This window comes from Streptomyces sp. NPDC044061, from assembly GCF_056434305.1.
The window spans coordinates 135,399-161,209 of the sequence record NZ_JBWKFL010000017.1; the positions used below are offsets into that span (position 1 = coordinate 135,399).

Annotated in this window: 23 protein-coding genes; 7 read left to right on the top strand and 16 right to left on the bottom strand. The window is 73.0% G+C overall.

Annotated elements, in window-relative coordinates:
• Positions 1–12 precede the first annotated feature (12 nt).
• The 9 genes from AC07CM_RS27415 to AC07CM_RS27455 form a co-directional block, all read right to left on the bottom strand.
• The gene (locus AC07CM_RS27415; RefSeq protein WP_478879094.1) at positions 13–1,500 is read right to left on the bottom strand and encodes an MFS transporter; all 1,488 of its coding nucleotides are present in this window, start codon (positions 1,498–1,500) and stop codon (positions 13–15) included.
• Positions 1,448–2,359 (bottom strand): ABC transporter ATP-binding protein, encoded by a 912-nt coding sequence (locus tag AC07CM_RS27420; protein ID WP_478879095.1) that lies wholly within the window; start codon positions 2,357–2,359, stop codon positions 1,448–1,450. Before AC07CM_RS27420 ends, AC07CM_RS27415 begins: the two co-directional genes overlap by 53 nt.
• Entirely contained in the window at positions 2,356–3,420 is a 1,065-nt protein-coding gene (locus tag AC07CM_RS27425; protein WP_478879096.1) for a FecCD family ABC transporter permease, read from the bottom strand. Before AC07CM_RS27425 ends, AC07CM_RS27420 begins: the two co-directional genes overlap by 4 nt.
• Before the next feature lie 2 nt (positions 3,421–3,422).
• The gene (locus AC07CM_RS27430; protein WP_478879097.1) at positions 3,423–4,490 is read right to left on the bottom strand and encodes an ABC transporter substrate-binding protein; all 1,068 of its coding nucleotides are present in this window, start codon (positions 4,488–4,490) and stop codon (positions 3,423–3,425) included.
• Between the two features lie 151 nt (positions 4,491–4,641).
• Positions 4,642–5,265, bottom strand: coding sequence for a sigma-70 family RNA polymerase sigma factor (locus tag AC07CM_RS27435; protein ID WP_478879098.1), 624 nt, complete (start codon positions 5,263–5,265; stop codon positions 4,642–4,644).
• A gap of 170 nt (positions 5,266–5,435) precedes the next feature.
• A complete protein-coding gene (locus AC07CM_RS27440) occupies positions 5,436–6,128 on the bottom strand; it encodes a hypothetical protein (protein WP_478879099.1) in 693 nt (230 codons plus the stop codon).
• A gap of 404 nt (positions 6,129–6,532) precedes the next feature.
• The gene (locus AC07CM_RS27445; RefSeq protein WP_478879100.1) at positions 6,533–7,189 is read right to left on the bottom strand and encodes a ScbR family autoregulator-binding transcription factor; all 657 of its coding nucleotides are present in this window, start codon (positions 7,187–7,189) and stop codon (positions 6,533–6,535) included.
• A 294-nt stretch (positions 7,190–7,483) separates the two neighbouring features.
• Positions 7,484–8,722, bottom strand: coding sequence for a cytochrome P450 family protein (locus tag AC07CM_RS27450; RefSeq protein ID WP_478879101.1), 1,239 nt, complete (start codon positions 8,720–8,722; stop codon positions 7,484–7,486).
• Between the two features lie 121 nt (positions 8,723–8,843).
• The gene (locus tag AC07CM_RS27455; RefSeq protein WP_478879102.1) at positions 8,844–9,527 is read right to left on the bottom strand and encodes a ScbR family autoregulator-binding transcription factor; all 684 of its coding nucleotides are present in this window, start codon (positions 9,525–9,527) and stop codon (positions 8,844–8,846) included.
• A gap of 395 nt (positions 9,528–9,922) precedes the next feature.
• On the opposite strand from AC07CM_RS27455, the gene AC07CM_RS27460 reads away from it, so the two are divergent.
• Positions 9,923–11,866 carry an acyl-CoA dehydrogenase family protein gene (locus AC07CM_RS27460; RefSeq protein ID WP_478879103.1) on the top strand — a complete coding sequence of 648 codons (1,944 nt, stop codon included), beginning with the start codon at positions 9,923–9,925 and terminating at the stop codon, positions 11,864–11,866.
• A gap of 85 nt (positions 11,867–11,951) precedes the next feature.
• Here the strand turns inward: AC07CM_RS27460 and AC07CM_RS27465 are convergent, their stop codons facing one another.
• From AC07CM_RS27465 to AC07CM_RS27475, 3 genes are all read right to left on the bottom strand, one after another.
• On the bottom strand, positions 11,952–12,365 hold the full coding sequence (locus AC07CM_RS27465; RefSeq protein WP_478879104.1) for a hypothetical protein: 414 nt from the start codon (positions 12,363–12,365) through the stop codon (positions 11,952–11,954).
• A gap of 82 nt (positions 12,366–12,447) precedes the next feature.
• Entirely contained in the window at positions 12,448–12,849 is a 402-nt protein-coding gene (locus AC07CM_RS27470; protein WP_478879105.1) for a peptidase M23, read from the bottom strand.
• A 264-nt stretch (positions 12,850–13,113) separates the two neighbouring features.
• Positions 13,114–13,719, bottom strand: coding sequence for a TetR/AcrR family transcriptional regulator (locus tag AC07CM_RS27475; RefSeq protein ID WP_478879106.1), 606 nt, complete (start codon positions 13,717–13,719; stop codon positions 13,114–13,116).
• An 81-nt stretch (positions 13,720–13,800) separates the two neighbouring features.
• Here AC07CM_RS27475 and AC07CM_RS27480 point away from each other — a divergent pair, with 81 nt between their 5' ends.
• On the top strand, positions 13,801–14,622 hold the full coding sequence (locus AC07CM_RS27480) for an NAD(P)H-binding protein (protein WP_478879107.1): 822 nt from the start codon (positions 13,801–13,803) through the stop codon (positions 14,620–14,622).
• 51 nt (positions 14,623–14,673) lie between these two features.
• Here AC07CM_RS27480 and AC07CM_RS27485 read toward each other — a convergent pair whose 3' ends face one another.
• On the bottom strand, positions 14,674–17,136 hold the full coding sequence (locus AC07CM_RS27485) for a SpoIIE family protein phosphatase (RefSeq protein WP_478879108.1): 2,463 nt from the start codon (positions 17,134–17,136) through the stop codon (positions 14,674–14,676).
• A 165-nt stretch (positions 17,137–17,301) separates the two neighbouring features.
• Between AC07CM_RS27485 and AC07CM_RS27490 the strand changes: the two genes are divergently transcribed.
• The 4 genes from AC07CM_RS27490 to AC07CM_RS27505 all read left to right on the top strand — a co-directional run bounded on the left by AC07CM_RS27490 (position 17,302) and on the right by AC07CM_RS27505 (position 22,316).
• Complete coding sequence (locus AC07CM_RS27490; protein WP_478879109.1) at positions 17,302–19,368, top strand: SpoIIE family protein phosphatase; 2,067 nt, start codon at positions 17,302–17,304, stop codon at positions 19,366–19,368.
• Between the two features lie 90 nt (positions 19,369–19,458).
• Entirely contained in the window at positions 19,459–20,937 is a 1,479-nt protein-coding gene (locus AC07CM_RS27495) for a glutamate-cysteine ligase family protein (protein ID WP_478879110.1), read from the top strand.
• An 89-nt stretch (positions 20,938–21,026) separates the two neighbouring features.
• A complete protein-coding gene (locus AC07CM_RS27500; RefSeq protein WP_478879111.1) occupies positions 21,027–21,698 on the top strand; it encodes a DUF6215 domain-containing protein in 672 nt (223 codons plus the stop codon).
• Between the two features lie 9 nt (positions 21,699–21,707).
• On the top strand, positions 21,708–22,316 hold the full coding sequence (locus AC07CM_RS27505) for a flavin reductase family protein (RefSeq protein ID WP_478879112.1): 609 nt from the start codon (positions 21,708–21,710) through the stop codon (positions 22,314–22,316).
• An 8-nt stretch (positions 22,317–22,324) separates the two neighbouring features.
• Here the strand turns inward: AC07CM_RS27505 and AC07CM_RS27510 are convergent, their stop codons facing one another.
• The 3 genes from AC07CM_RS27510 to AC07CM_RS27520 all read right to left on the bottom strand — a co-directional run bounded on the left by AC07CM_RS27510 (position 22,325) and on the right by AC07CM_RS27520 (position 24,789).
• On the bottom strand, positions 22,325–23,086 hold the full coding sequence (locus AC07CM_RS27510; protein WP_478879113.1) for a beta-glucanase: 762 nt from the start codon (positions 23,084–23,086) through the stop codon (positions 22,325–22,327).
• Between the two features lie 103 nt (positions 23,087–23,189).
• Positions 23,190–23,969, bottom strand: coding sequence for a cache domain-containing protein (locus AC07CM_RS27515; RefSeq protein ID WP_478879114.1), 780 nt, complete (start codon positions 23,967–23,969; stop codon positions 23,190–23,192).
• Between the two features lie 37 nt (positions 23,970–24,006).
• Positions 24,007–24,789 carry a FadR/GntR family transcriptional regulator gene (locus AC07CM_RS27520; protein WP_478879115.1) on the bottom strand — a complete coding sequence of 261 codons (783 nt, stop codon included), beginning with the start codon at positions 24,787–24,789 and terminating at the stop codon, positions 24,007–24,009.
• Between the two features lie 110 nt (positions 24,790–24,899).
• On the opposite strand from AC07CM_RS27520, the gene AC07CM_RS27525 reads away from it, so the two are divergent.
• On the top strand, positions 24,900–25,811 hold a 912-nt coding region (locus AC07CM_RS27525), incomplete at its 3' end, for an ABC transporter ATP-binding protein (protein ID WP_478879116.1).

Genomic DNA, 25,811 nt, shown 5'->3' on the forward strand with positions numbered 1-25,811 from the left:
ACAGCTCCTGGATCAGGGGGAGATGAGGTCGTCGGTCTTCGCGGGGGCGACGGCGGGACGTCGGCCGGGCACCGCGAGCAGGGGTACGGCGAGACAGGCGGCGCCGGCGGCCAGGCACAGCCCGGCCCGCGCCCCGGACAGGGACCAGGCGGCGGTGGCCAGTGCGGGCCCGAGGGCGAAGCCGAGGCCGCGGGCGAGCTGCACCGTGGACCCGACGGTGGCCGTCCGGTCGGGCGGGGCGGCATTCATGACCAGGGCCTGGGTGGGGCCGCCGTTCAGGCCCATGCCGAGGCCGGCCAGCGCCAAGCGCCAGGCCACCTCACCGGGCGACCAGTCACCGCCCAGCGGCACGAACAGCAGCAGACCGGCCGCGGTGAGGGCGGCCCCGGCCACCGCCACCCGCCGGGCTCCACCGGGGCTACCGGGGCTACCGGGGCTACCGGGGCTACCGGGGCTACCGGGGCTACCGGGGCTACCGGGGCTACCGGCGAGCGTGCGCGGCCGGGTGAGGGAGAGGTCGGCCAGGCGGCCGCCGAGCGATCCGGCCAGGCCCATGGCGAGCGGGAAGGCGAGGACCGTGAGTCCGGTCGTGGTGGCGCTGACGCCGTCGTCGCGTCGCAGGTGCAGGGCGACGAGGTAGTGCAGGGCCGCGAATCCGGTCGCGAGAGCCAGGACGGCGCCGTGCGCCCGCAGCAGCCCCGAGGCCCGCAGCACGCCGGCCACCGGGCGGCCGCCGGGAGCGCGCAGCCACCACCACACCGGCGGTACGGCGGCGGCCGCGAGCAGCAGCCACGCCGGGGCGTCCGCCGCCAGGGTGAGCGCCAGCAGGAGCAGCGTCACCCCGGCCGCGACCGGCAACGCGTCCGCGAGGGCCCGCCGGCCGGGTGGGAGCAGGCCGCCGTCCCGCGGCATCGCCCGCCACGCGATCGCGAGGGCGAGCGCGCAGAACGGGAGCTTGACGAGAAAGACGGAGTGCCAGCCGAAGTGGTCCAGCAGCAGGCCGCCCACGGCGGGTCCGGCGACCGCGCCGAGCGGGCCGAGGGTCGCGGGCACGCTCATCGCCCGCCCGCGCGCCCGGGGCCCCACGGAGCGGACGGCGAGGACCGGCATCAGGACGAACAGCACGGCGGCGAAGGCGCCCTGGGCGAGCCGGGCGGCGATCAGCCAGGCCGCCCAGGGGGCGAGGGCCGCGAGCGCGCTGCACAGGCCGAAGCCCGCCGTCGCGGTGAGCACGGCCGAGCGCATGCCCACGCCGTCCAGCCACCGCCCGGCGGGCAACAGCAGTGCCACCACCGGAAGTTGGTAGCCGAGCACGGCCCACTGGGCGGTCGCCGCGGACACCCGCAGGCCGTCGGCGATGTCCGCGAGGGCCACGTTGACGATGTTCATGTCGAGCATCGCCACGAACGCCAGCAGGCCGGCGAGCCCGACCAGCACCCACCGGTCCTCACCGCCGGGTATGTCGCCGGGCTGTTCCGGGCCGGACCCGTCGTGTGTCACCCTTCCGCCTTCCGTCGTCGTGGGTGGACCGCCGGTCGGCGGCCCCGTCCCACAAGTCGGGCGCGAGGGGCGGTGAGTTCCCGGCCGCGGCCGGGTCCCGGTGGTCGAACGCGATCAGCGGGTCCCCGGTGAGGGGGTGGTCGACCACGGCCGCCCGTACGCCGAACACCTCGGCCATCAGCTCCGGGGTGAGGACGTCGCGCGGCCGCCCCGAGGCGACCACGGCTCCGGCGTGCAGCACGTGCAGCCGGTCGCACACGGAGGCGGCCGCGTTGAGGTCGTGCAGCGACACCAGGGTCGTACGGCGCCGGCCGCGCAGCAGGGCGAGCAGCTCGACCTGGTGCCGGATGTCGAGGTGGTTGGTCGGCTCGTCCAGCACCAGCACGTCCGAGCCCTGGGTGAACGCGCGGGCCAGCAGCACCCGTTGGCGCTCGCCGCCCGACAGGGCCGTGAACCTGCGGTGGGCGTGCTCCACCATGCCGACGTCGGCCAGCGCCCGCGCGACGATGTCACGGTCGGTCGCGTCCTCCCCGGCGAAGGCCCGCTTGTAGGGCGTACGGCCCATGGCGACGACCTCGCGCACGCTCAGCTCGAAGTCGCCGCCGCGCTCCTGCGGCAGGGCCGCCACACGGCGGGCCGACCGGACCGGGGTCAGGTCACGCAGGTCGGTGCCGGCCAGCAGTACGCGCCCGGCGGTGGGCCGGAGATGCCGGTAGACGGTGCGCAGCAGCGTCGACTTGCCGCTGCCGTTCGGGCCGACCAGCCCCGTGATCTCGCCCTCGGCCGCGACGAGCCCGGCTCCCGCGACGACCGTACGCCCGGCGTAGGCGACGTGCAGGTCCTCGATGTCGATCCTCAACTGCCGCTCCCCAGGCGCCGGTCCAGCAGATACAGCAGGGCCGGAGCCCCGAGCAGTGACGTCACCACGCCGACCGGCAGCTCCTGGGTGTCCATGGCCGTGCGGCAGGCGATGTCGACCACCACCAGCAGCAGGGCCCCGCACAGCGCGGAGAGGGGCAGCAGGCGCCGGTGGTCGCCGCCGACGAGCAGCCGGCACACGTGCGGCACCATCAGCGCGACGAAGGCGATCGCGCCGGAGACCGCCACCAGGACGCCGGTCAGCACGCTGGTCACGGTGAACAGCTCGCGGCGCAGGCGGCCGACGTCGATGCCGAGCCCGGCGGCCGTCTCGTCGCCCATCAGCAGGGCGTTCAGCGCCCGGGCGCGCGCCTGGAGCCACACGAGGGCGGCCGGCACGGTCAGCGCGGGCACCGCGAGCAGGTGCCAGCTCGCCCCGCCGAGGCTTCCCATGAGCCAGAACAGCACGCTGTGCGTCTGCTGCTCGTCCCCGGCCCGCAGCACCAGGTAGCTGGTGAAGCCGGACAGGAACTGGCCGATCGCCACCCCGGCCAGCACCAGCCGCAGCGGGGCGAACCCGCCGCCGCGCCGGGCCACCGCCCACACGAGTGCGAAGGTGGCCAGCGCTCCGGCGAAGGCGGCGCCGGACAGTCCGAGGCCGAGCGCGCCGCCCGCCGAGAGTCCGAGCACGAGCGCGACGACCGCGCCGAGCGAGGCGCCGTTGGAGATGCCGAGCAGGTACGGGTCGGCCAGCGGGTTGCGCACCAGGGCCTGCACCGCCGTGCCGAGGAGGCCGAGGCCGGCGCCGACGAGGGCGGCGAGCAGGGCGCGGGGGATGCGCAGTTGCCACACGATGAGGTCGTCGGTGCCCGGTCGCGGCGCCTCGCCGGACAGCCGGCGCCAGACCACGCTCCAAACCTCCGCGGGCGGTACGGACGTCGAGCCCAGGGCGACGGCCGCGGTCAGCGCGGCCAGCAGGGCCAGGGCGAGGACCGCCGCGAACGGTCCCGCGCGCAGGCCGTGTGCGGCCGGGGCCTCACGCGCGGTCGGTGTGGAGAGCACGGTCAGCCGACCTTGCCCGGGTGGAGGGCCTTGGCGATCGCCTCGACCGTGTCGGCGTTCGCCACCCCGGCGATGGTGGTCCGCTCCGAGCCGACGCGCACGAAGTGGCCCTCCCGCACCGCCTTCAGGCCCTTGGTGGCCGGGTTGGACCTCAGCCAACGCTCCGCCTCGTCGAACGCCTTCTCGTTCGCCGCGCGGCTGCCCCGGTCGCGCACTCCGAGCTGGATCCAATCCGGATTCCGGGCGATCACGTCCTCCCAGCCGACCTGCTTGAAGTCGCCGTGGCAGTCGGCGAAGACGTTGCGGGCACCGGCCAGGGTGATCACCGCGTTGGCGACCTGGCGGTCGCAGGTGACGGTGGGCTGCCCGGTGCCGGCGTCGTAGTCGAAGAAGAAGTAGGTCGGCCGCGCGGTGCCGCCGACCGCCTTCCGCACGGCGGCCACCTTGCGCCGCATCCCGGCGACGAGTTCCTCGGCCTTCGCGCCGGTGCCGGTGACCGCTCCGAGGGAGGTGATGTCGGCCTCGACCGCGGTCAGGTCGGTCATCGGGCCCTTGCCGCCCGCCGCGCAGGCGGTGGACTTCAGGTGGACGTGCTCGATGCCGGCGGCCTTGAACTCCTCCTCGGTCGGGGCGTCGCCCATGCCCCCGCCGCCCATGCCGCCCATCGACGCGAAGGTGTCGATGTACAGGTCGGCGCCGGAGCCGAGGAGTTTCTCCTTCGGGATCACGCTCCGGCTGAGCACCTTCACCTTCCGCGCCTGTGCGTCCAGTTCACCGGGCAGGGTGCCACGGCCGGGCGGGAAGCCGGTGCCGATCACCCTGTCGCGCGCGCCGAGGCGGAGCAGCAGCTCCAGGCCGGCTGCGTTGCTGGTGACGATCTTCCGCGGCGCTGCGGGGATCGTCGTCCTGGCGCCCGAGCAGTCGGTCACCGACACGGGGTAGCCACCGGAGACGGTGTGGGCTTCCTTCCCCGCGCTCCCGTCCGCCGTGTCCGCTCCCCCGCCGCAGCCCGCCGTCAGCAGGCCGCCCACCACGAGGGCGGCGGTACCGCCCCACACCCCACTACGCATCCAAAGTCTCCAGGTTCTGCTCGGTACGCGGGCGAGATTGTGTTCACCCGGTCCAGTAGTCGGGGCGAACCCGCCCGGAGTTCCGGCCGGGTCGGGCGTTCCGGCGAGAGTGCCGGTGGCCTCGGCGGACACCGGCACCCTCGGACGCCGATCAGGCCGCCACGACGACGGCCCCCTCCGCGTCGTCCAGGAGGCCGATCAGCGTGGCGCGGGCCCGTGCCACGCGGGAGCGGACCGTGCCCACCGGGCAGCCGCCGGCCTCGGCCGCCTCCGCGTACGGCAGTCCGGCCAGCTGCGTGAGCACGAACGCCTCGCGGCGCTCGTCCGGCAGCGCCGCCAGCAGGTCGAGCAGGGCGACGCCCTCGTCGAAGCCGGGCAGGTCGCACGGCTGGGCCAGTTCCACGGCCAGCTGCCAGTCGGGGACGTCGGACAGCCGGGGCCGGGCGGCCGCGTACCGGTAACTGTCGATGACCGCCCGGCGCGCGATGGACAGCAGCCAGGCGCGCGCCGAGGAACGGCCCTCGAAGCGGTGCAGGCTGCCGAGCGCGCGCAGGAAGGTGTCCTGCGCGAGGTCGTCCACGGCCTGGGGGTCGGCGCACAGATGGGCGACGTAACGCCGGACGTCGCGGTGCAGCGCGCGCACGAAACGCTCCACCGCGCGCGGGTCGCCGCTGCGGGCCGCGAGGGCCCACGCGGTGATCGACTCGTCGGTCGACACCGGTTGGTCGGTGGTGGCGCGGTCTTCGCACGAGGCGGGCGGAGCAGGAGTGATCACCTGGTGTCCTTCTCGGGTCATCCGGGATCCGGGCGGCGGGCACGGTCGGGCGCCGGCGTTCCGGTGAGTGGGGTGACGGCCGTACGGCGCTCACGCGGGGGTGCGGCGTGTGCGCGGGCGTTCGGCCGAGGCCCGAGGCGCGGTCGGCGGCCTCGGGGAACCGGCTGTCGTCAGGCGACAGCGACCCCGGCGGGCGGACCCCGCGAGATGATCGAGTGGACGAGAAGCAGCAGACGCGGCGCGCGCCGCGAGCGCCGGCGGCCCAGGCGTGGCCGTGGCCGGTCGGGCGTGACGGGCAGGGCGAGCAGCAGCCGCAGCGGTGCCGCGAGCCGGGCGGCCACGGCCCGCAGAATGCGGAACGCGGCCCTCTCGCCGTACGCCAGCCACAGGCCGCACAGCAGCGCGGCGAGCAGGTGGGCGGTGAGCATGCCGAACGAGGACGAACCGCCGCCCATGAAGGGCCCTGTGTGCCCCATGTGGTCCATGTGGCTCAGGTGGTCCATGGCGCCCATGTCGCCCATGCCGCCCAGGTCCATGTTCCGCATGGCGCCCATGTCCATGGAGTCCATGCGCATCGGCCCCATGTCCATGGGGGCCGGGTCCGTGGCCGCCGACTGGGCGAGCGAGAACGCCTCGTGCAGCACCGTCTGCGCGGCGACCACGACCGTCACGATCAGCGGGAGACCGCGCTCACGGCCGGCCAGGGACCAGCCGGCGGCGCCGGTCACGGCCAGGGCGGCGGCCAGTGCCCAACCCGGCACGTGCTGACCGGACATCAGGACGTGGCCCAGGGCGGCGAGCAGCACGCACACGGCCGCGAACACCGCGGCCCGTACCGTGCGAGAACACCACCCTGCTGTCATGGCGCCTCATCTTCGCATCCGGGCACTCGTCTTCATGCCCCGGTACGGACTGCGCCCCGCCCCGGAACTCAAACTGTGCCACGTGATCCAGAACACACCAAGTGGCGGGAACTCATGACCTGTTGGCCCCGACGTGTGGGCTGAGGCCGGTGTGGTCGGCCGCCGCCACGGGCCGGGGCGTGTGCCGGGCCGGTCATCACCGCGAGGGTCCCGAACGCCCCGCCGTGCGCGACGTGTACCCGGCCTGTTCGACGGTCGCGACGAGTTCCCCGGGGCTGATCCGTGGCACTTCAGGAGTCGGGGCGTGCACGGGCCGGGTTCCAGGGCCCGGTCATGGCACGCGTCACCCGGTGGGCGGGGGCGACGCCGGGGGAGCCGGTCGTACCGGCGGGAGCGGCGCGGTGCTACAGACCGGCGAGGGTGGTCTCGGTGCCCCGGTCGCCCGCCGGTCGGGCGGCCGGCACCCGGGCGAGGTCCCCGCCGGGCACGGTCGCCAGCCGGGGCAGCAGGCAGGTCCAGAACTCCACCATGCGCTCCTGCGACAGCCAGTCCCTCTCCCGGCTGCCGAGCACCTCGAAGCCGACCGTGGCGGCCACGACGGCCCCGGCCACGCAGTCGGGCGAGAGGCCGTCCGTCAGCTCCCCGGCCTCCTGTGCCCGGACGACGAGGTCACGCACCCAGCCGTGCAAGGACTCCAGCACCGTGGCCCCGCCGTGTCGCGCGGGGTCACCGCTCAGGGTGAATCCGGCCCGCACGACGGGATCGGCCGCGAACGCCACGACGAGCTGACGGATCGCGGCCACCAGCGCCGCGAGCGCGCTGCCGTCCGTGGACCGGCACCGCTCGGTCATCTCCTCCACCGTGCGCGCCGCCGCGCTCTCGATCTCACCGGCGAGGGCGTCCTTGCTGGGGAAGTGGAAGTGCAGGGCACCGGCGCTCACTCCGGCGCGCTTGCTGATCGCGGGCAGGGACGCACGGGCGTATCCGTCGTGGGCGAAGGCTTCCGCCGCCGCGCGGATGAGGGCCCGCCGGGTGCGGGCCGCCCGTTCCTGCTTGACCATGACGCTCTCCTCCTGGGCCTGCGTGGTGAACGGGCCCACACCTCGACCCTCTCTAACCGCGTGTTCAGTATGTTTATGACGGTCCGATGCGGCAAGACCTGGCGGCGAGGCGGGAAGAAAACACCGACGGATGCTCAAAATCCCCGTGCGACAGGGCTGTTGGCCGAGCCGTACCGTCGAGCAAACCGCGTGTCTGGTTTGGCCGTCGGGGACGGGAAGGGCCCGTGAACGCACGGAGGTCCGCCGCCCTCGGCGGGGGCGGCGGACCTCCGGTGACTGCGCCCGCCCGTGCGCTCAGGACGCCGCCGGACGCAGCACCACGGGCAGCGAGCGGTATCCGTTCAGCATGAAGGTGGGCAGCGGAGCCAACTCCTGTGGCGCGCAGGCCAGTTCGACTCCGGGGAACAGGTCGAAGAGGCGGGAGAGGGCGGAGGCGGCCTCGATCTCGCCGAGCGGCGCGCCGAGGCAGCGATGCGGTCCGTGACCGAAGCCGAGGATGTCGCGGTCGCTGCCCCGCAGCAGGTCGAAGCGGTCCGCGTCCGCCCCGTGCCGGTCCGTCTCGTGGCCGCCCGCCGCGAAGTTGACGAGGATGCAGTCACCCTTGCGGATCCTGACCCCGTCGAGATCGATGTCCTCGACGGCGAACCGCATCGGCGCGTACGCCCCCGGCGTGTGCACGCGCATGGTCTCGGCGACCACGTCCGCCCAGGTCGCCCGGCCCGCGCGCAGGTGCCCGAGCTGCTCGGGCCGGGTCAGCAGGGCGCCGGCCGCGTTGGTGATGAGGGTGGCGGTGGTGTCCTGGCCGGCGGCGATGAACATGAAGAGGGAGCCCAGCAGTTCGTCCTCGGTGAGGCGGTCGCCCTCGTCGCGGGCCGCGATGAGGGAACTGGTCAGGTCGTCGCCCGGCCGCTCCCGCTTGGCCTTGACCAGGGCGGCGAGCCGCCCGAAGGCCTCCAGCCGCGCGGCCTCCATCTCCGCACCGGTGACGGTGGAGCTGAACACCGTGCTCAACGCAGCGGACAGGGCGTCGGTCTCGGCACCCCGCGGGACACCGAACAGCTCGCAGATGACCCGCAGCGGCAGCACCTCCGCGTACGCGGTGCGCAGGTCGACGACCGTACCGGGCGGGAGGGCGGCCAGTTCGCCGAGCAGTTCGGCCGACAGCTCCTGCACGCGCGGCCGCAGTGCCTCGGACCGCCGCGCGGTGAACGCTCCGGCCACGAGGCGACGCAGCCGGGTGTGGTGCTCCCCGTAGGCGAACAGCATGTTCTCGTTCGCCACCCATGGGTAGAGGGGCCACTCCTCGGTTATCTTCCCCTCGATGAACGGCGGCCAGTGCAGCCGGGCGCTGCGCGAGACACGCGGGTCGGTCAGCAGCCGCTCCACGTACCTCTGCCGTACGACGGCCCAGGCGAGCACTCCTCCGGGCAACTCCACCCGGACCGCGGGGCCCTGGGCGCGCAGCAGCGCGGCCTCCCCCATGTGGTCCTGACCCGTGAGGTCCAAGGCGTAGGGGCAGGCGGTCTTTTCCATCGTTGAGCTCCCTGGGTCGGTCCTGCATCACGGTGTGCCGTTGCGACGTGCCCATGGCAGCGATGCGCGCTCCCCGGGGCCCGGCGGGTGCCGACGTCCGTGGCCTGCGGACAGACCCTCTTCAGCCGGCGGCCGGAGCCTCCTCGGGTTCCCGGCGCAGCTCCATGGCCTCCTCGTAGACGCGCCTGCCACGGTCGAGCGAGATGTCCAGGCGGACGAGCACCGCGGGGACCGCGATGCTCGCCATCAGGTGCCGGTAGAGGTCGACCACCCGTTCCATCAGGTCCTCGTGGTCGTTCATGATCTTGGACAGCACCTGTGCCCCGGTGAAGGCGGCGACGAACGCCTTCGCCGCGGCGTCGACGTCGACCTGGGGCAGCAGTTCCCCGTTGGTCTTCGCCCGCTCGAGCAGCGCGGCGTTGTGCTCGACCCAGGAGGCCATCGGGACCCGACGGTCCAGGCCGTCGTGCGGCGACCCCTGGTCCACGGTCAGACGGATGCTGCCGCGCACCATGGGGTCGCCCGAGCCGAGCAGATGCGCGAGGAGGAAGCCGCCGTCCAGCCCTTCCTGGAGCACCAGTTCCCGTGGCGGCAACTCCGGCACGGACTTCAGCTGGTCGGTCAGCACCGCCTGGGCGAGCTGTTCCTTGGAGGCGAAGTGGAAGTAGAGGGCACCCTTGGTGACGTTCGCCCGCTGAAGGATCTCCGAGATGGTCGCGGCCTCGTAGCCGACGTCGGCGAACACGTCGGCGGCTGCGACCAGGATGTTGCGCCTCGTCCTGATCGCTCGCTCCTGCAGGGCCACAGCACATCCTCCGCACTGGCTTCACGGACCGGTCGGCCACAGAAAGAAACCGACAGGTACGTATCCTGCCACCCGGGAAGATGCCCTTTCAAGCATGCGAACGCCCCCCCTCCCCCCCGGCACGCGGGAACCGCCGAGCCGTCGACGGCCACCCACAATAAAACCTGTCGCCCGGTATCTCAACGTTCCAGAAGCACATGCCCGGCGGGAAAAGCCGACCGGTGCGCACCGGAGTTGAGCAAGCAGGACACGGCCGAGGCCCAGGATGCGCCGTCAACGCACCGAAGTTCGGCCACCGTTGGCAGAAATTTGGCTTGATTAGCAAACCGGGAGGTCCGTATCTTCTGACTCCACGCATCCCCACCCTTCCGGATCTGCGACTACGGGAGAGGGCCATGACCCTTCTGACACCCCTGGCGAATCCCGCCCTTGTGCCGGACACCGGTCACTACAGCGGGTATGAGGCGCTTCGTCCGGGCCGGTCCCTGGCAGACGGTACGGTTCTCGGTCCCGACGGCCCCCTTGCCGGTACCGTCGCCGAGTTGACCCGGCTCCTCTTCGACGGCGACGACCGGGAGCACAGCCACGGGATGTGGCGCGACCTCATCTCCAAGGACACCTTCCGCCACCGCCCCGGGCTGGACGCCGGCGAACGCGCCGCCCTCTCCTACGAGTGGCTGCGGCTGGTGAACGACACGGCCGGTGGGGCCGAACGCCTGTCGGACGACCCGGAGTTGCTCGCGGCACTGCACGAGTGGGCGGCGATCGTGGACGGCGGCGGAGGGCTGTGCACGGTGGCGAGCATCCACTACAACCTCTTCCTCGGCAGCCTGCTCGATCACGAGGGTGCCGAGCGCCGTGATCTGTCCGACTTCACCACCCTGCGCCGCACCGGCACGTTCCTGTGCACCGAGCTGGAACACGGAAACGACGCCTGGGCCCTGGAGACCACCGCCGAACTGGACCCGGTGACCGGCGGCTTCGTGCTGAACACCCCGCACGACGGCGCCCAGAAGTTCATGCCCAACACCAGCACGATCGGCGGGCCCAAGAGCGCGGTGGTGGCCGCCCGGCTGATCGTGCGGGGACGGGACGAGGGCGTCTTCCTGTTCCTCGCACCGCTGAGTGACGAGAGCGGCCTGCTGCCCGGGGTGCGGGTGCGCCGGCTGCCCCTGCGCACCGGCGCCCCGGTGGACCACTGCCTGACCGCGTTCGACCGGGTGCCGCTGCCGCGCGAGGCCCTGCTGGAGTCCGAACACGGGCGCCTGGACGCCGACGGCCGCCTGCACAGCAGCCTCGGCAACCGGCGCAAGCGGTTCCTGCGATCCATCGGCCGGGTCACGATGGGCAAGCTGTGCATGAGCGGCGCCGCCGTCGGCGCGACCCGGGCCGCACTCGCCATAGCCGTCCGCTACGGCGACCAGCGGCAGGTCAGCGGGCCCCGCGCCGGCGAGCGCATCCCGGTCAACGCGCACCGCTCGCACCACGGACGGCTGCTGAAGGGCGTCGCCACGGCCTACGCCATGACCTTCCTGCACCGCTCGGCGCTCTCCCGCTGGACCGCCGAGCACACCGGCCGTGGCACCGGGCAGCGGGCGGAGACGGAGCGGCTGATCGCGATCGCCAAGAGCTGGATCACCTGGCAGGCTCGGGACATCACCGTCGAGTGCCGGGAACGCTGCGGTGCGCAGGGCCTGTTCGCCGCCAACGGCCTGTCCGAGTTCCCGCAGTACATCGAGGGCACCATCACGGCCGAGGGCGACAACCTGGTGATCTGGGTGAAGGCCGCCGCCGAGATGCTCTTCGAGCACCAGCCGCCCCGGGAGACCCCCGAACCGCCGGGCGGGGTGGAGCGGTTGGCGGATCCCCGGCATCTGCGCGGGTTGCTGGCCCGGGCCGAGGCCGTCTGGCAGGACCGGGCGCGGGCGGCGCTGCGCCGTGGGCCCTCCGGGGATCCGGTGGAGCGGTGGAACGGCGCTTCCTCCGCCGCCCTGGAGATGGTCTCGGTGCACGCCCGGCTCCGGGCGACCGACGCCTTCCTGGACGCGGCCGCCCGGGCGACGGGCCCCGAGGCCCGCGCCCTGCTGGAGAGGCTGTGCCTGCTGTTCCTGCTGGAGCAGATCGGCGAGCACACCGGTGATCTGCTGGCCGACGGCCATCTGTCCGCCGACCAGGTACGTTCCCTGCCCCAGCTCATGGACGACGTGCTGCGCGAGCTCGCACCGCACATGACGGACCTGGTCGAGGCGTTCGACCTGCCCGCCCCGTACCTGGAGGGGATTCCGCTGGTCAACTCCGGCAGCGTCTCGCTCGCGGACCACTCCCTCGCGGCCGAGTAGCCCTCCGTCCAGGGCCCTTCTCCCGGATCCGGCCGGCTCGGAGGGACGGCGCCTTCTGCGCGAATCCGGCAAGATCCGGAAGAGACTACGGGTATTCGCAGTAGACGGGGCTGGTGTCGGTCTCCACGGGCACCCCGGGGACGGGGCCGTCGTTGGAGCCGCCGCTGACGTACACGGCGCTCACCCAGCCGAGCCAGCCCTGCGGGGAGACGATCTCGACCCAGTAGTGGTTGTAGTAGGGCCCGTCGGCCACTCGGTCGCTCCAGCGCTGGCAGTAGGCGTACACGTCGACGTCGGTCAGCCGTTCACTGGTCGCCAGGTCGCACGAGGCGCTCGCGCACTGGCGCACCCGCACCTGGCTCGCCCAGATGTGGACCGTCCGGCCCGAGGCGGCGGCCCGGGCAGGTGCGGGTGCGAGGGCGAGCAGGGCGGTGAGGCCGAGCATCGCCGCGAGCAGGGCCCGCGGGGAGAACAGCCGGGTCACGGTCTTCGAGAACACGAGGGGATCCCTCCCTTTCCTCAACTTCGTCACTGTGGCGGGGTGTTGTGCCGTGCGATGCCGTCGCGGCGGACGCGGCCGGTCAGCGGCAGTCGCCGTCCGTCGGGACGCCGGGCACCGGCTCGTCGTCGGCTCCGCCGCGCACGTACACGGCACTGATCCAGCCGATGGGCCCGCCCGCGTCGACCTGGACCCACCAGTGGTTGCGGTAGGGGCCGTCCACCACCTCGCTGCCGGTGCGCTGGCAGAACGCCGTCACCCACCGCCTGCCGATCCGGGCCCCGCTGATCGGCGGGCACGCGGTGGACACCTGCGGGCAGTCGCGTACGTTCACACCGGTCGCCCACACGTACACGCTCGGGTCGGCGGCGGCCGCCCGCGCCGGGGCCGGGCACAGCAGGGGCAGGGCCGCCGCGGTCGCGACGGCACCGGCAGGCACCGCGCGGCGCAGGGCGCGCATCGTCGTACGAAGGTCGGTCGTCATCGCTCTCCTCTGTGCGCCGCTCCGCGACGGGCGGTGGCGAAGCCGGCGGCCGGGGGTGTTGCCCTGTCGACGCTGTGACGCTCCGGGCGGGCCCGCCGTATGACCGCGTCGGTCTCTCGGTCTCGAGGAACCGTTGACCGTGTTCGCCGGCCCGCGGGACGTGCGGCCGTCCCGGCCGGCGCGCCGACCGGGTTCCACCGGGGAGGAGTCGGCCGGTGCCCCCTCGGGGAGGTGGCCGGTGATCCATGGGCATCCGGCCCCGGGTCAGGGGTTGACGAGACCGTCGATCCAGGACTGGAGGCGTTCGCCCTGGGCGGCCATGAGGCCGGGGTCGCGCAGGGTGTTGGTGAGGACCGACATGCCCTGGTAGGCGGCGACGAGCTCGACGGCGAGGGCGCGGGCGTCCGCCCGGCCCAGCTCGGTGAACTGGCCCTCGACCCAGTCGAGCAGGGCCCGCATGACCTTGGCGGCGGCCAGGTCCAGGCCGTCGTCACGCTTGTCCAGCTCGGTGGCCAGGGTGCCGAAGGGGCAGCCGAAGCGTGCCGCGGTCTCGCGCTCCTCGATCCAGCCGGCGATCAGGGCCCTGAGCCGCGTGGCCGGGTCGGGGAGCTTCTCCAGGCGGCCGGTGAGCACCGTGAGCCGGTCGCAGTGGGCCTCCACCGCCGCCTCGACCAGCTGGTCCTTGGTCTTGAAGTAGTAGTAGACGTTCCCGAGGGGCACCTCGGCGGCGCGGGCGATGTCCGCGAGGGTGGTCTTCTCGACGCCCTGCTGGTGGAAGACCCGGACGGCCGCGTCGACCAGGCGTTCCCGTTTGCCGCCCCGGCGGGGATGGGCGGCCCCGGCCGCCGCACCGGCTTTTGAGTCAGTCACCTGACTGAGGATAGACAACGCGCGGGCGACCGCCTAACGTAGCGACTTAGTCAGTCAACTAACTCAGCGAGGGGACACACAATGATCGTGGTAACGGGTGGTACGGGGAACGTGGGGCGCGCCCTCGTCGCGCAGCTGGCGGGCGACAGGGGGGCCGTGACCGCCGTGGCCCGGCACATCACGCCCGAGGACGTCCCGCCGGGCGTGCGGGCCGTCGCCGCCGACCTCGGACGGCCGGCCGAACTGGCCCCCGCGCTGGAGGGTGCCGCGGCACTGTTCCTGCTCGTCGCGGGCGAGGATCCGGACGGGATCCTGAAACAGGCCGCCGTGGCCGGAGTCACCAAGGTGGTCCTGCTGTCCTCGCAGGGTGTGGGCACCCGGCCGCACGGCTACGCGCACGCCGCCCGCTTCGAGGCGGCCCTGGCCGGCTCCGGCCTTGCCTTCACCGTGCTGCGCTCCGGCGGGATGGCCTCCAACGCGCTCGCCTGGGCCGACCCCGTCCGGCGGCACCGCGCCGCGGCAGCGCCGTTCGCCGACGTGGCACTGCCGTTCGTCGACCCGGACGACGTCGCCGCGGTCGCCGCCGCCGTCCTGCGCCAGGACGGGCACGACGGCATGACGTACACATTGACCGGACCCGAGGCCACCACCCCCCGGCAGCGGGCCGCCGCCCTCGCGCACGCCCTCGGCGAACCGGTCGCCTTCGTGGAACAGAGCCCCGAGGAGGCCCGCGCCCAGATGGCGCGGTTCATGCCGAGCGCCGTGGTGGAGGGAACCCTGGCCATCCTCGGCGAGCCTACCGCCGAGGAGCAGGCGGTCAGCGAGGACGTGCGGCGTGTACTGGGCCGGCCCGCGACCCCCTTCGCGGCCTGGGCGGCACGCAACGCACCGGCGTTCCGCTGACCGTGCGGACACGGGCCCGTCCGTCACGGGCGGGGGCGCCCGGCGGCCCGGTCACGGAATCTCCTGCTCGGCCCAGATGATCTTCCCCTGGGCCGTGTAGCGGGCGCCCCAACGGTGGGTGAGCCGGGCCACCAGGAACAGCCCGCGGCCGCCCTCGTCCGTGCTGCGGGCGTGCCTCAGCCGGGGGGCCGTGCTGCTGCCGTCGGCGACCTCGCAGGTCAGGCGGACGTCACGGAGCAGCCGTAGCCGGATGGGGGGTTCGGCATGGCGGACGGCGTTGGTGACCAGTTCGCTGACGATGAGTTCCGTCGTCATGGCCAGCTCCCCGAGCCCCCAGGCCTCCACCTGGCGCGTCGCCTCCGTCCTGACCCGTCCGACGGCGGCCGGGTCGGCGGGCACGTCCCACGAGGCCACCCGGTCCGCACCGAGGGCGTGGGTGCGGGCCAGCAGCAGGGCGATGTCGTCGGGCTGCGGCCCCGGCACCAGCCGCCGCACGGCCGCGGTGCACAGCGAGGGCAGGTCCGTGCCGGTCCGGCCCAGTACCTCGCCCAGCCGGGCCATGCCCGACTCCACGTCCTGGTCGACGCCCTCGATGAGCCCGTTGGTGTAGAGGCCGAAGACGCTGTTCTCGGCCAGCTCGATGTCGGCCGCCTCGAAGGCCATGCCGCCCAGTCCGAGCGGCGGCCCGGCCGGGATCTCCGGAAAGTAGACGTGCCCGTCCGGTGCGACGACGACGGGCGGCGGGTGCCCGGCCCGGGCCATGGCGCACCGCCGGGTGACGGGGTCGTAGACGGCGTAGAGGCAGGTCGCGCCGATGAAGGTCGCCGTGCTCCGGGTGGCCGCGTCGCGATCGGCCTCCTCGTCGCTCAGCCGGAGCACCAGGTCGTCCAGATGGGCGAGCAGTTCGTCGGGGGGCAGCTCCATTTCGGCGAGGGTCTGCACCGCCGTGCGCAGCCGGCCCATGCTCGCCGCCGCGGTGATGCCGTGGCCCACCACGTCGCCGACGACCAGACCCACCCGGGCGCCGGACAGCGGGATCACGTCGAACCAGTCGCCGCCGACCCCGCCCGAGGGGTCCGCCGGAAGGTAGGCGGAGGCGACCTCGACCGCCCGTCCGCCCGTCAGGGCGTGGGGCAGCAGACTGCGCTGCAGGGTGACCGCCGCGGTGTGCTCCCTGGTGTACCGGCGGGCGTTGTCGACGCACACCGCCGCCCGCGCGACCAGTTCCTGGGCCAGCAGGACGTCGTCGGGACCGAACGGGACCGGGTTGAGCGACCGGGCGAAGGTGGTGAGGCCCAACGCGGTGTTCCGCGCCCGCATCGGTACGGAGATGAGGGAGTGCAGGCCGAACTCGCGGATGCGGGCCGCCCGTTGTGGCTGTTCGGCGACCCACAGGGCGTCGGACGGGTCGAGCACCGGGATGAGGACCGGCTCGCCGCCGATGAGGAGGCTGACGTCGTTGGGCGGTGGCACGAAGTCCACCTCGTCGCCGACCCGCGCCACCGCCTCGGGGCAGCCCTCCCGCACCGACTGCAGGCCCGCACGGCGCATCGCCGGCCGCACGGGTGCCGGTCCGGCGTCGGTCAGCCATGCCCCGTGGCCCTCGCTGCTGAGCACGGGCTCCAGCAGGTCGACGATGACGAAGTCCGCGAAGCGGGGCACCGAGAAGTCGGCCAGTTCCTGGGCCGTCTCCATGACGTCGAGGGTCCTGCCGATGCTGCTGCCCGCCTCGTTGACCAGGGACAGCAACCGGCGCGCGTTCCACCGCTCGGTGACGTCCAGGACCATGTAGCAGACCCCGGTGACGGCGGCGCCGGAGTCCACCAGCGGGAAGAAGGACGTGGAGTAGGCGTGCTGACGGTGCGGGTCGGCCCAGCTCCATCCGACGTACTCGTAGTCGGTCACCGCGTCGCCCGTCGCCAGGACCTTGCGCATCAGCCCCTCGATGGTCTCCGCCTGCAGACCGGGCAGCAGCTCGCTCAGCCGGCGCCCGAGCCGCTGTTCCCGCGGCACACCGCCGAAGTGTTCGAGGGTGTCGTTGAGCCATACGTAGCGCAGCTCGAGATCCATCACGGCCATGCCGACCGGGGACCGGGTGAGGAAGCCGTCGAGGACGGACTGGCCCACCGTCCACTGCGGGCGCTGCTCCCGCGCCGAGACGAGGAAGCACTCGCGCCCGCCCATGCGAAAGGCCGCCGAGATCCGGAGATCGACCTCCACACGGCGCCCCTCGCGGTGCCGTACGGGGACGACACCGCTCCACCCCGCTCCGTCACGGCACCGCTCCGCGACGGCCGCGGCACGGACGGGATCCTCGGGCACGGCCAGCAGGCGCGCGGCGGAACGGCCGACGACCTCCGGCGCGGGGCGGCCCAGCAGTGCTTCCGCGCCCCGGGTCCAGCCGACCACGACACCGTCCGCCGAGATGACCGCCGCCGCGTCGGTGGAGGCGTCGAAGTGATCACGCGAATCCATGGACGTGGATGCGTGCGGGCCCTTTCGCGCAGGTTCCATCGGCTTCCATCCTCTGTCACCACCATGGTCCTGCTAGTTCGCCCGATGCGCATGGTCCGGCCCTGGGGTTGGGGCGGGCGCCGCCCTGGATGCAGCATGGAGGTACCGGTCATCAGGGCGCGGGTGGGCACCGGCGGATGGCCGCCCGCTGGAGGTGGATCTGGCATGACAGTTGACTCCCTGCGCGCGGGGGACGACGAGCACAGCCCCGAGCCGCCCCGTCCGACCGGCCTGCTGGACGTGCTGAGCGTGGCCGCCGTGGCGCTGGACACGAACGGACGCATCGTCTTCTGGACCCCTCAGGCCGAGGAACTCTTCGGGTACACCGCGGAGGACGTCCTCGGGCAGTACGCGTCGCGGCTGCTCATCCGGCCCGAGCACGTGCAGGCCGTGGTGAGCCTGTTCACCGACGTGCTGGAGACCGGCCGCGGCTGGGCCGGCGCCTTCCCCGTCCGGCACAAGGACGGCAGCAGCCGCCTGACGGAGTTCCGCACCATGCGGCTGCTGGACGACGTGGGTGACGTCTACGCCCTCGGTATCGCGGCCGATCACACCCTGCTCCAGCGCGTCGAGACCGATCTGGCGCTGTGCGAGCGGCTGATCAACCAGTCCCCGATCGGGCTGGCCCTGCTGGACCCGAACCTGTGCTATCTCCTGGTCAACCCGGCGCTGGAGCGGATCGACGGCATCCCCGCCGAGGAGCACATCGGCCGGCACCTGCGGGAGACCCTGCCGTTCCCGGACGTCGACACGATCGAGTCGGCGCTGCGTCAGGTGCTCATCACCGGCACCCCACTGCTGGACCAGTACCACGTGGGCTGTCCCCCGTCCGACCCCGAACACGAGCACGCCTGGTCGCTGTCCTTCTACCGCCTGGAGGATCCGGGTGGGCGGGTCCTCGGCGCCGCCGCCTCGGTGGTGGACGTCACCGAGCGGCACGACGCGGCCGCCGAGGCCGACCGCGCGCGGCGCCGCCTGGCCCTGATCGCCGACGCCTCCACCCGCGTCGGCACCACGCTCGAGGTGGAGCAGACCGCCCGCGAACTCGCCGAGACCTGCACGCCCGAGCTCGCGGACGTGGTCGCCGTGGACGTGCTCGACTACGCGCTCGCCTTCCGTCGTGCCCGTCGGCCGGACAACGGCCCGGAGCTGTTCCGCGCCCTCGCCCTCAAGGCCGCCCGCCCAACGGTGGCGTTGCGGGCCGCCGACCCGCCCGGCGACCTCGCGGCCTACGACGGCGACCGGCTGGTCACCCTGTGCGTCCACACCGGCCGGCCGGTCCTCGTGCGCCACGTCGGCCCGCAGGACCTGCCCCGCATCGCGCGGGACGCCGAGGCCGGGGTGCTGCTCGCCCAGGCCGGTGTGCACTCCTATCTCGCCGTGCCGCTGATCGCGCACGGCGAGGTGCTCGGCGTCCTCGACCTGAAGCGGTCCAGCAACCCGGTGCCCTTCGACGAGGACGATGTCGTCCTGGCCGGCGAGCTGGCCAGCCGTGCCGCCGTGGCCATCGACAACGCCCGCTGGTTCCAGAGCGTGCGCAACACCGCGCTCACCCTCCAGCGCAGCCTGCTGCCCGACCACTCGGCGCACCACACCGGGCTGGAACTCGCCTCCCGCTACCAGCCCGCCCAGGCCACCAGCGAGGTCGGGGGCGACTGGTACGACGTGATTCCGCTGGCCGACGACAAGACCGCCCTGGTGGTGGGCGACGTCATGGGCAACGGCATCGACGCGGCCGCCACGATGGGCCGGCTGCGCACGGCCACCTGCGCGTACGCGGACCTGGACCTCGAACCGGCCGCGGTGCTCCAGCACCTGGACAAGATCACCTGCGATCTGGAGCACTACATCGTCACGTGCCTCTACGCGGTGTACGACCCCCACACGAGACGGTGCACCCTCGCGAACGCGGGACACATGCCGCCCGCCCTCGCCCGGCCCGGTCGGCCGCCCGTGTTCCTCGAGCTGCCCGCCGGGGCGCCGCTCGGTGTCGGCGGCATCCCGTTCGAGGCCACCACGACCGAGCTGGAGCCCGGCGATCTGCTGGTCCTGTACACCGACGGCCTGGTGGAGACCCGGCAGCACCCCATCGACGACCGCCTCGACGTCCTGCTGAGTTTTCTGGACGAGCCGCACCGGCCGCTCGAGGAGACCTGTGACCTCCTGCTGTACGGCCTGCGCCATCCCGACGACCACGACGACGTCGCCCTGCTCGTCGCCCGGGCCCTGTAGCGCGGGGCCGCCCCATCCACCTGGTGGGGGCCGCCCGTCGGTGCGACGCTGGGTGGAGAGGTGTCCGAGGAGCGGAACCCAGGAGGGCCGATGGGACGGGACGTCCCGGCGCTCGTCTTCACCCGCGAGGACCGCCGCCGGTACCGGATCAAGATGCAGGAGTGCCTCGACGCCTTCGCCCAGATGCTGCGCGAGTCGCTGTTCGAGTCCGGGCGACCGCAGGTCGGCCTGGAGATCGAGCTGAACCTGGTCGACGACGAGGCCGAGCCGGCGATGCGCAACACCGATGTGCTCGAGGCGATCGCGGATCCCGCCTGGTCCACCGAACTCGGTCGGTTCAACCTCGAGATCAACGTGCCGCCCCGGGCGCTGACGCAGGGCGGCCCCGACTCCTGGGAGTCCGAGATCCGGGCCGCGCTGAACCACGCGGACGAGCGGGCCAGGTCGGTGGGCGCGCGGCTGGTCATGATCGGGACCCTGCCGACCCTGCGTCAGGGGGACATCGGGGAGTCGTCGCTGTCCGAGAACCCTCGCTACCGGCTGCTCAACGACCAGGTGTTCGCCGCCCGGGGCGAGGACCTGCGGATCGAGGTGGACGGCGTCGACCGGCTGCGGACGTACGCGGACACGATCACCCCCGAGGCCGCGTGCACCAGCACCCAGTTCCATCTGCAGGTGTCCCCGGAGAACTTCGCCCCCTACTGGAACGCGGCGCAGGCCATCGCGGGCGTCCAGGTCGGGCTGTCGGCCAACTCGCCCTTCCTGTTCGGCAAGGAGCTGTGGCACGAGACCCGTGTCCCGCTCTTCGAGCAGGCGACCGACACCCGCTCGGAGGAGATCAGGATTCAGGGGGTACGGCCGCGGGTGTGGTTCGGCGAGCGGTGGATCAACAGCGTCTTCGACCTGTTCGAGGAGAACCTGCGCTACTTCCCGGCCCTGCTGCCCCTGTGCGACGAGCAGGACCCGGCGGAGACGCTGGACCGCGGGGACGTTCCCGAACTCTCCGAACTCACCCTGCACAACGGCACGATCTACCGCTGGAACCGGCCGGTCTACGCCATCGCCCACGACAAGCCGCACGTCCGGGTCGAGAACCGGGTGCTGCCCGCCGGACCGACCGTCGCCGACACCCTCGCCAACGGCGCCTTCTACTACGGGCTCACCCGCGCCCTGGTGGAGGAGGACCGCCCGGTGTGGTCGCGGATGTCCTTCTCCGCGGCCGAGGAGAACCTGCACACGGCGGCCCGGCACGGCATCGAGGCACTGCTGTACTGGCCCGGCATGGGCGAGGTGCCGGTGCCCGAACTGGTTCTGCGGCGGCTGCTGCCGCTGGCGCACCGGGGGCTGGAACACTCCGGCATGGACGCGGCCTGGCGGGAGCCGCTGCTCGGCATCATCGAGCAGCGCTGCGTCAACGCCCGCAACGGGGCCGTGTGGCAGAAGGAGATGTTCCACCGCATCGAGGCCACCACGCACGCCGGCCGCCACGAGTCGCTGCGGCGGATGACGCAGCTCTACATCGACTACATGCATCTCAACGCCCCCGTCCACACCTGGCCGATCGACTGACGGGGGCCGCGAATCGGGGATGCCGCTGGAGACGATCACCGGTTAGGCTCCTCCAGCGCTTGTCGGGGGCACGACCGAGGTGGGGGAACATGGTTGACGAAGCCGCGTCGGAGCAGGGCCGGAGACCGGTGGTCCAGGCGCTCGCGGCGGTGGTGGTCTTCGCGGCGGTGGCGGGAGCACTGCTGGCGCAGAACCGACTGCAGGGCTCCTCGGACCCGGGACCTGCCACCTGCTCGTCCGACGACAAGCCGGTGTCCGAGCGCGTGTCCGCAGCACAGCTGTGCACGGCGCTGAACCGATCGGACCTGCCCACGCTCCTCGGGACACCACGGGAACAGGCCGAGACCGCCTACGGGTCCGAGAGTTCGTTCAAGGACGCCGCCGGCAAGGAGACTCCCTCGCCCGAGGCGGAGGTCTCGCTGAAGACGTACTCCGTGAAGCTGTGGGCGTCGGACGACGATCTGCGGGTCGGCGAGTTCTCCGGGCTCCTCGGCAGTTCCGTGGAGCCGAAGACGGTCCTCGGCCACCCCGCCGTCCTGTACTCGGACCACACCATCGCCTTCGAGCTCAACCTCGGCGGAGGCAAGATCCACACCGGCACGGGTGGCATCGCCCGTCATCTGCTGGTCGCCCGGGACGCCAAGGACGGGGGCGGATCGTTCGAGGTCGCCCTCTGGCGCCAGGACGACGTACCGCCCGACGACACGGCGCTGCTCCGCGTCGCCGAGCGGGTGCTGCCGACGGTTCCCGGTTGGACATAGCGTGGTGCCATGCGCGTCGACTACTCACCCGAGTCCCTGGACCCGGGATCTTTCTACCGGCTGCTCACCTCCGTGATCGTGCCCCGCCCGATCGCCTGGGTCTCGACCCTCGCAGCCGACGGCCGGACGGCGAACCTGGCCCCGCACTCGTTCTTCACCGTGGCCTGCACCGATCCGCCCGTCGTCCAGTTCACCTCCGTCGGCCGGAAGGACTCGCTGCGCAACGCCGAGGAGACGGGGGAGTTCGTCGTCAACTTCGCACCCGAGCCGCTGTTCACGGAGATCAACGCGACCGCGACCGACTTTCCCAGGCACGAGGGCGAGTTCGACGCGGTCGGCATCGCACGCGAGCCGTCGCTGCGGGTGCGGCCGCCGCGCGTGGCCGCCTCTCCGGTCGCGCTCGAGTGCACGCTGCACTCGACGCTGCGGCTCGGCAACTCCACGGTGGTCTTCGGCCGGGTCGTGCACGCCGCGGTGAGTGAGGACGTCCTGGTGGACGGCCGGCCCGACATCGGACTGCTGCGGCCGCTGGCCCGGTTGGGCGGCAACGAGTGGAGCACGATCGGGGAGCTGCGCGAGGCGGCGCGCATCCCGTACCGGGAGTGGACGGCCGACTGAGGCCGCGGTCACGCCCGCTGCTGCTCGCCGCCTTCCAGGACCGCCCTCGTGCCCGGCACCGGGCCACCCGACGGACGCCGTACGACGAGTTCGCTCACCTCGAACGACATCTCGGTCGTCGCCGGAGCGGGCCGGGGGTGGTAACGCCCGGCGCACACCGAGAGGTTGACGATGAGGTGGGCGTGCCAGTCGCGCCCCACACCCCGGGTGTCCGCGAAGGCCCGAGTGCCGTTCACCCACCACACGACGGAGCGGGAGCCGAACTCGGTGCGCAGGTCGAGCCAGGCGCCGGGACGGACGGCCGGGTCGTGGAAGTACCCGCCGGCGCCGCGCACATGGTTGGTGAACTCCAGCAGGTCCGGGTTGTCGGGGTGGTATTCGAAGACGTCGATCTCCTGGTCGCCGTCGCGCCAGGTCCAGATGGCCGGCCAGGCACCGGTCTCCCGCGGCAGCCGTACCCGGGCCTCCAGGACGTCTCCCGAGCGGACCAGGAAGGCCTCCGCGCTGCCCTCCGTGGTCAGCAGCCCCGTGTTCCACGCGCCGTCCGGCCGGCGCCTGGCCCTGAAGACACCCGAGCGGCAGTAGGCGGCGTCGGCCACGAGATGGTCCAGTTTGTCGTCGCCCGGATTCACCGGGCCGCCGTCGGGATACGCCCACGAACGGCCCGCGACCCACTGCGTGGTGGACGCGAAGTCCGCGGTGAACACCACGTCGGACGCGGACGGCGTGCGCGGGGCCGGGAGCGGGTCGCCCGGTGGGGGAATCTGCATGACCGATGTCTCACCGTTGTGGCTCCGGCCATGCGTCACTGCCCGTACCCGGCCGCGAGATTGACCCCTGGGGGTGAATCGGCGCCGGGGTACGGCCGGCCGCTCAGCCTTCGGCCAGGACGAGGACGAGCGGGATGCCGTGGCAGGGCACCAGGCGCAGCCCGGCGTACTCGGCGGGCGCGCCCTCGGCGAGCAGTTCCCCGAAGTCGGGCCCCTTGGTGAGGGAACCGGCGAGGTGCCCGGGGTCGGCGGAGGCGGCGACCCGGCCGCGGGCGTTCACCAGCCGGGCCGGCCTCGGCAGTTGGCGCAGCAGCGGCAGGACGGCCGTTTCGAAGTGCCGCAGGTACACGTCGGCGGCGGCGACCCCCGCGAAACGTCCCTCGATCTCCACCGGTGCGGACAGGGTGAGGCTGTACTCGTCGGAGCAGAGGTAGTCGACGTACGGTCCGGCCACCGCGCGGCGCCCGGTGTCACGAGGCAGCGCGAACCAGTCCCAGTGCGTGTAGTCGGAGTACGCCGAGTGCCCGGGGTCGAGGTCGAGCAGCAGGGGCCGTACGTCGCCGTCGGCGCCCGTCTGCCACCACTCCAGCCACGCGGGTACGTCGGTCAGCAGCCCCGGGGCGGCGACGAAGCCGACGCCGGACACCAGTTCCTGCCGGGTCAGCCGCTGGTGCAGTCCGGGGCGGAGAGCTGCCAGGTCCGCGCTCGCGGGGCGCCGTCCCTGCGCGGCCGCCTTGGCGAGCAGGGCCGTCGTGTCGGCACGGGTGGCGGCGACGGCCTCGAACACCGCCTCCAGCGTGCCGCCCACCCGGGAGGCCACCCGCTCCTCGGCGTCCGTGTCTCGGGTCGGCGCCGCGGCGACCCACGCGGGGCTCCAGCCCATGGTGTCCTCCAGCGGACGGGAACCGGACGCGGCGCGTTCAGAGGGTGAGGCGTACGGCGACGAGCCGCGCCGTCGACTCCCTGACGCACCGCTCGGCCAGCGTTCCGGCCGTTTCGTGGGCCCCATCTTGCACGGCCGAGATCACGGAGCGGTGACGGTCCGCCACTTCTTCACGATATTCGTCGACCCCGAGGACGAGGCACAGCAGCGCGCCCACCTCGCTCTGCAGCACGACCTGCTCCCGGGTGAGCCGGGCCGACTGCGCCGCCGCCGCGAGTTCGACGTGGAAGCGGCCGTACAGGCGGCTGCGCGCCGCCGTCTCCTCGGCGTGCGCCAGTTCGTCGGCCGTGCGGCGCAGCTGATGCAGGTCGGCGGGTTCCGTCCGCTGCGCGGCGAGCCGGGCGGCGGCGCCGGACAGGGCCGCCCAGTGGTCGCCGAGGTCGCGCAGCTCCTCGGTGCTCCAGCCGCGCAGCCGTGCGCGCAGCCGGTCGTCCGCGGGGACCTCGGGCAGCGAGACGAAGCTGCCGCCGCCACGGCCCCGGCGGGTGGTGACCAGGCCCTGCTGCCTGAGGGCCATCAGCGCCTCGCGCAGGGTCACCGTGGACACGCCGAGCTGTCCGGCCAGTTCGCTCTCGCCGGGGAGCTGTTCCCCGTCGGCGAGGAGACCCAGTTCTATGGCGTCGCCGATGCGGCGGACGACCGTGTCCACCCGGGCCCGGTTGTCCACCGGGGTGAAGACGGCCCGGCGGGCCCAGGTGTCCGTTACCCGGGCACCGGTGCCCGCTCTCCGGGCGCCGCCGTCGGTCTCGTGCTGCCTCACGGCCACCACCTCGTGCGTTGACTCAAGCTTTACCCTAAGGGGACCTTGAGCTTAGAACTATGACTTCATATGTTTGCGGTCAACGTAGAGCGCGCAAGAAAGGTTCCCGCATGGAGGGAATTGCGATCCGCCTGCAGGACCTGCGGAAGTCGTTCGGGGAGACGACCGCCGTGGCAGGTGTCGACCTGGAGATCCGGGACGGTGAGTTCTTCTCGATGCTCGGCCCGTCCGGCTCCGGGAAGACCACCGTCCTGCGGCTCATCGCCGGATTCGAGACCCCCACCGGGGGCCGGATCGAACTCGCCGGGCAGGAGGTCACCGGTCTGGCCCCGTTCGAACGCGACGTCCACACCGTCTTCCAGGACTACGCCCTGTTCCCGCACATGACGGTCGAGCAGAACGTCGCCTACGGGCTCAAGGTCCGCAAGGTGCCCAGGGCCGAGCGTCTGGTCCGGGCCCGCAAGGCGCTCGCCGAGGTCCGTCTGGAGGGCTACGGCCAGCGGCGTCCCGCCCAGCTCTCGGGCGGACAGCGCCAGCGGGTCGCCCTCGCCCGCGCCCTCGTCGGCCGCCCCCGTGTCCTGCTGCTCGACGAGCCCCTCGGCGCCCTCGACCTGAAGCTGCGCGAACAGATGCAGGTCGAACTCAAGGCGCTCCAGCGGGAGGTGGGCATCACCTTCGTCTTCGTCACCCACGACCAGGAGGAGGCCCTGACGATGAGCGACCGCATCGCCGTCTTCGACCAGGGCCGCATCGCCCAGGTCGGCACGCCCGCCGAGATCTACGAACGCCCGGCGACCTCCTTCGTCGCCTCCTTCGTCGGCACCTCGAACCTGCTCGACGGCGAGGCGGCCCACCGGATCGTCGGCACCCCCGGCACCTACAACATCCGCCCGGAGAAGATCCGGGTCCTGAAGGAGTCCGCCGAGGCGGACGAGCCGGAGCACGCGACCGCGGCCGGCACCGGGGGCGAGGGGGGTTCGCTCTGCGGACATACCCCCTTCCCCTTCTCCCCCCACACCGGG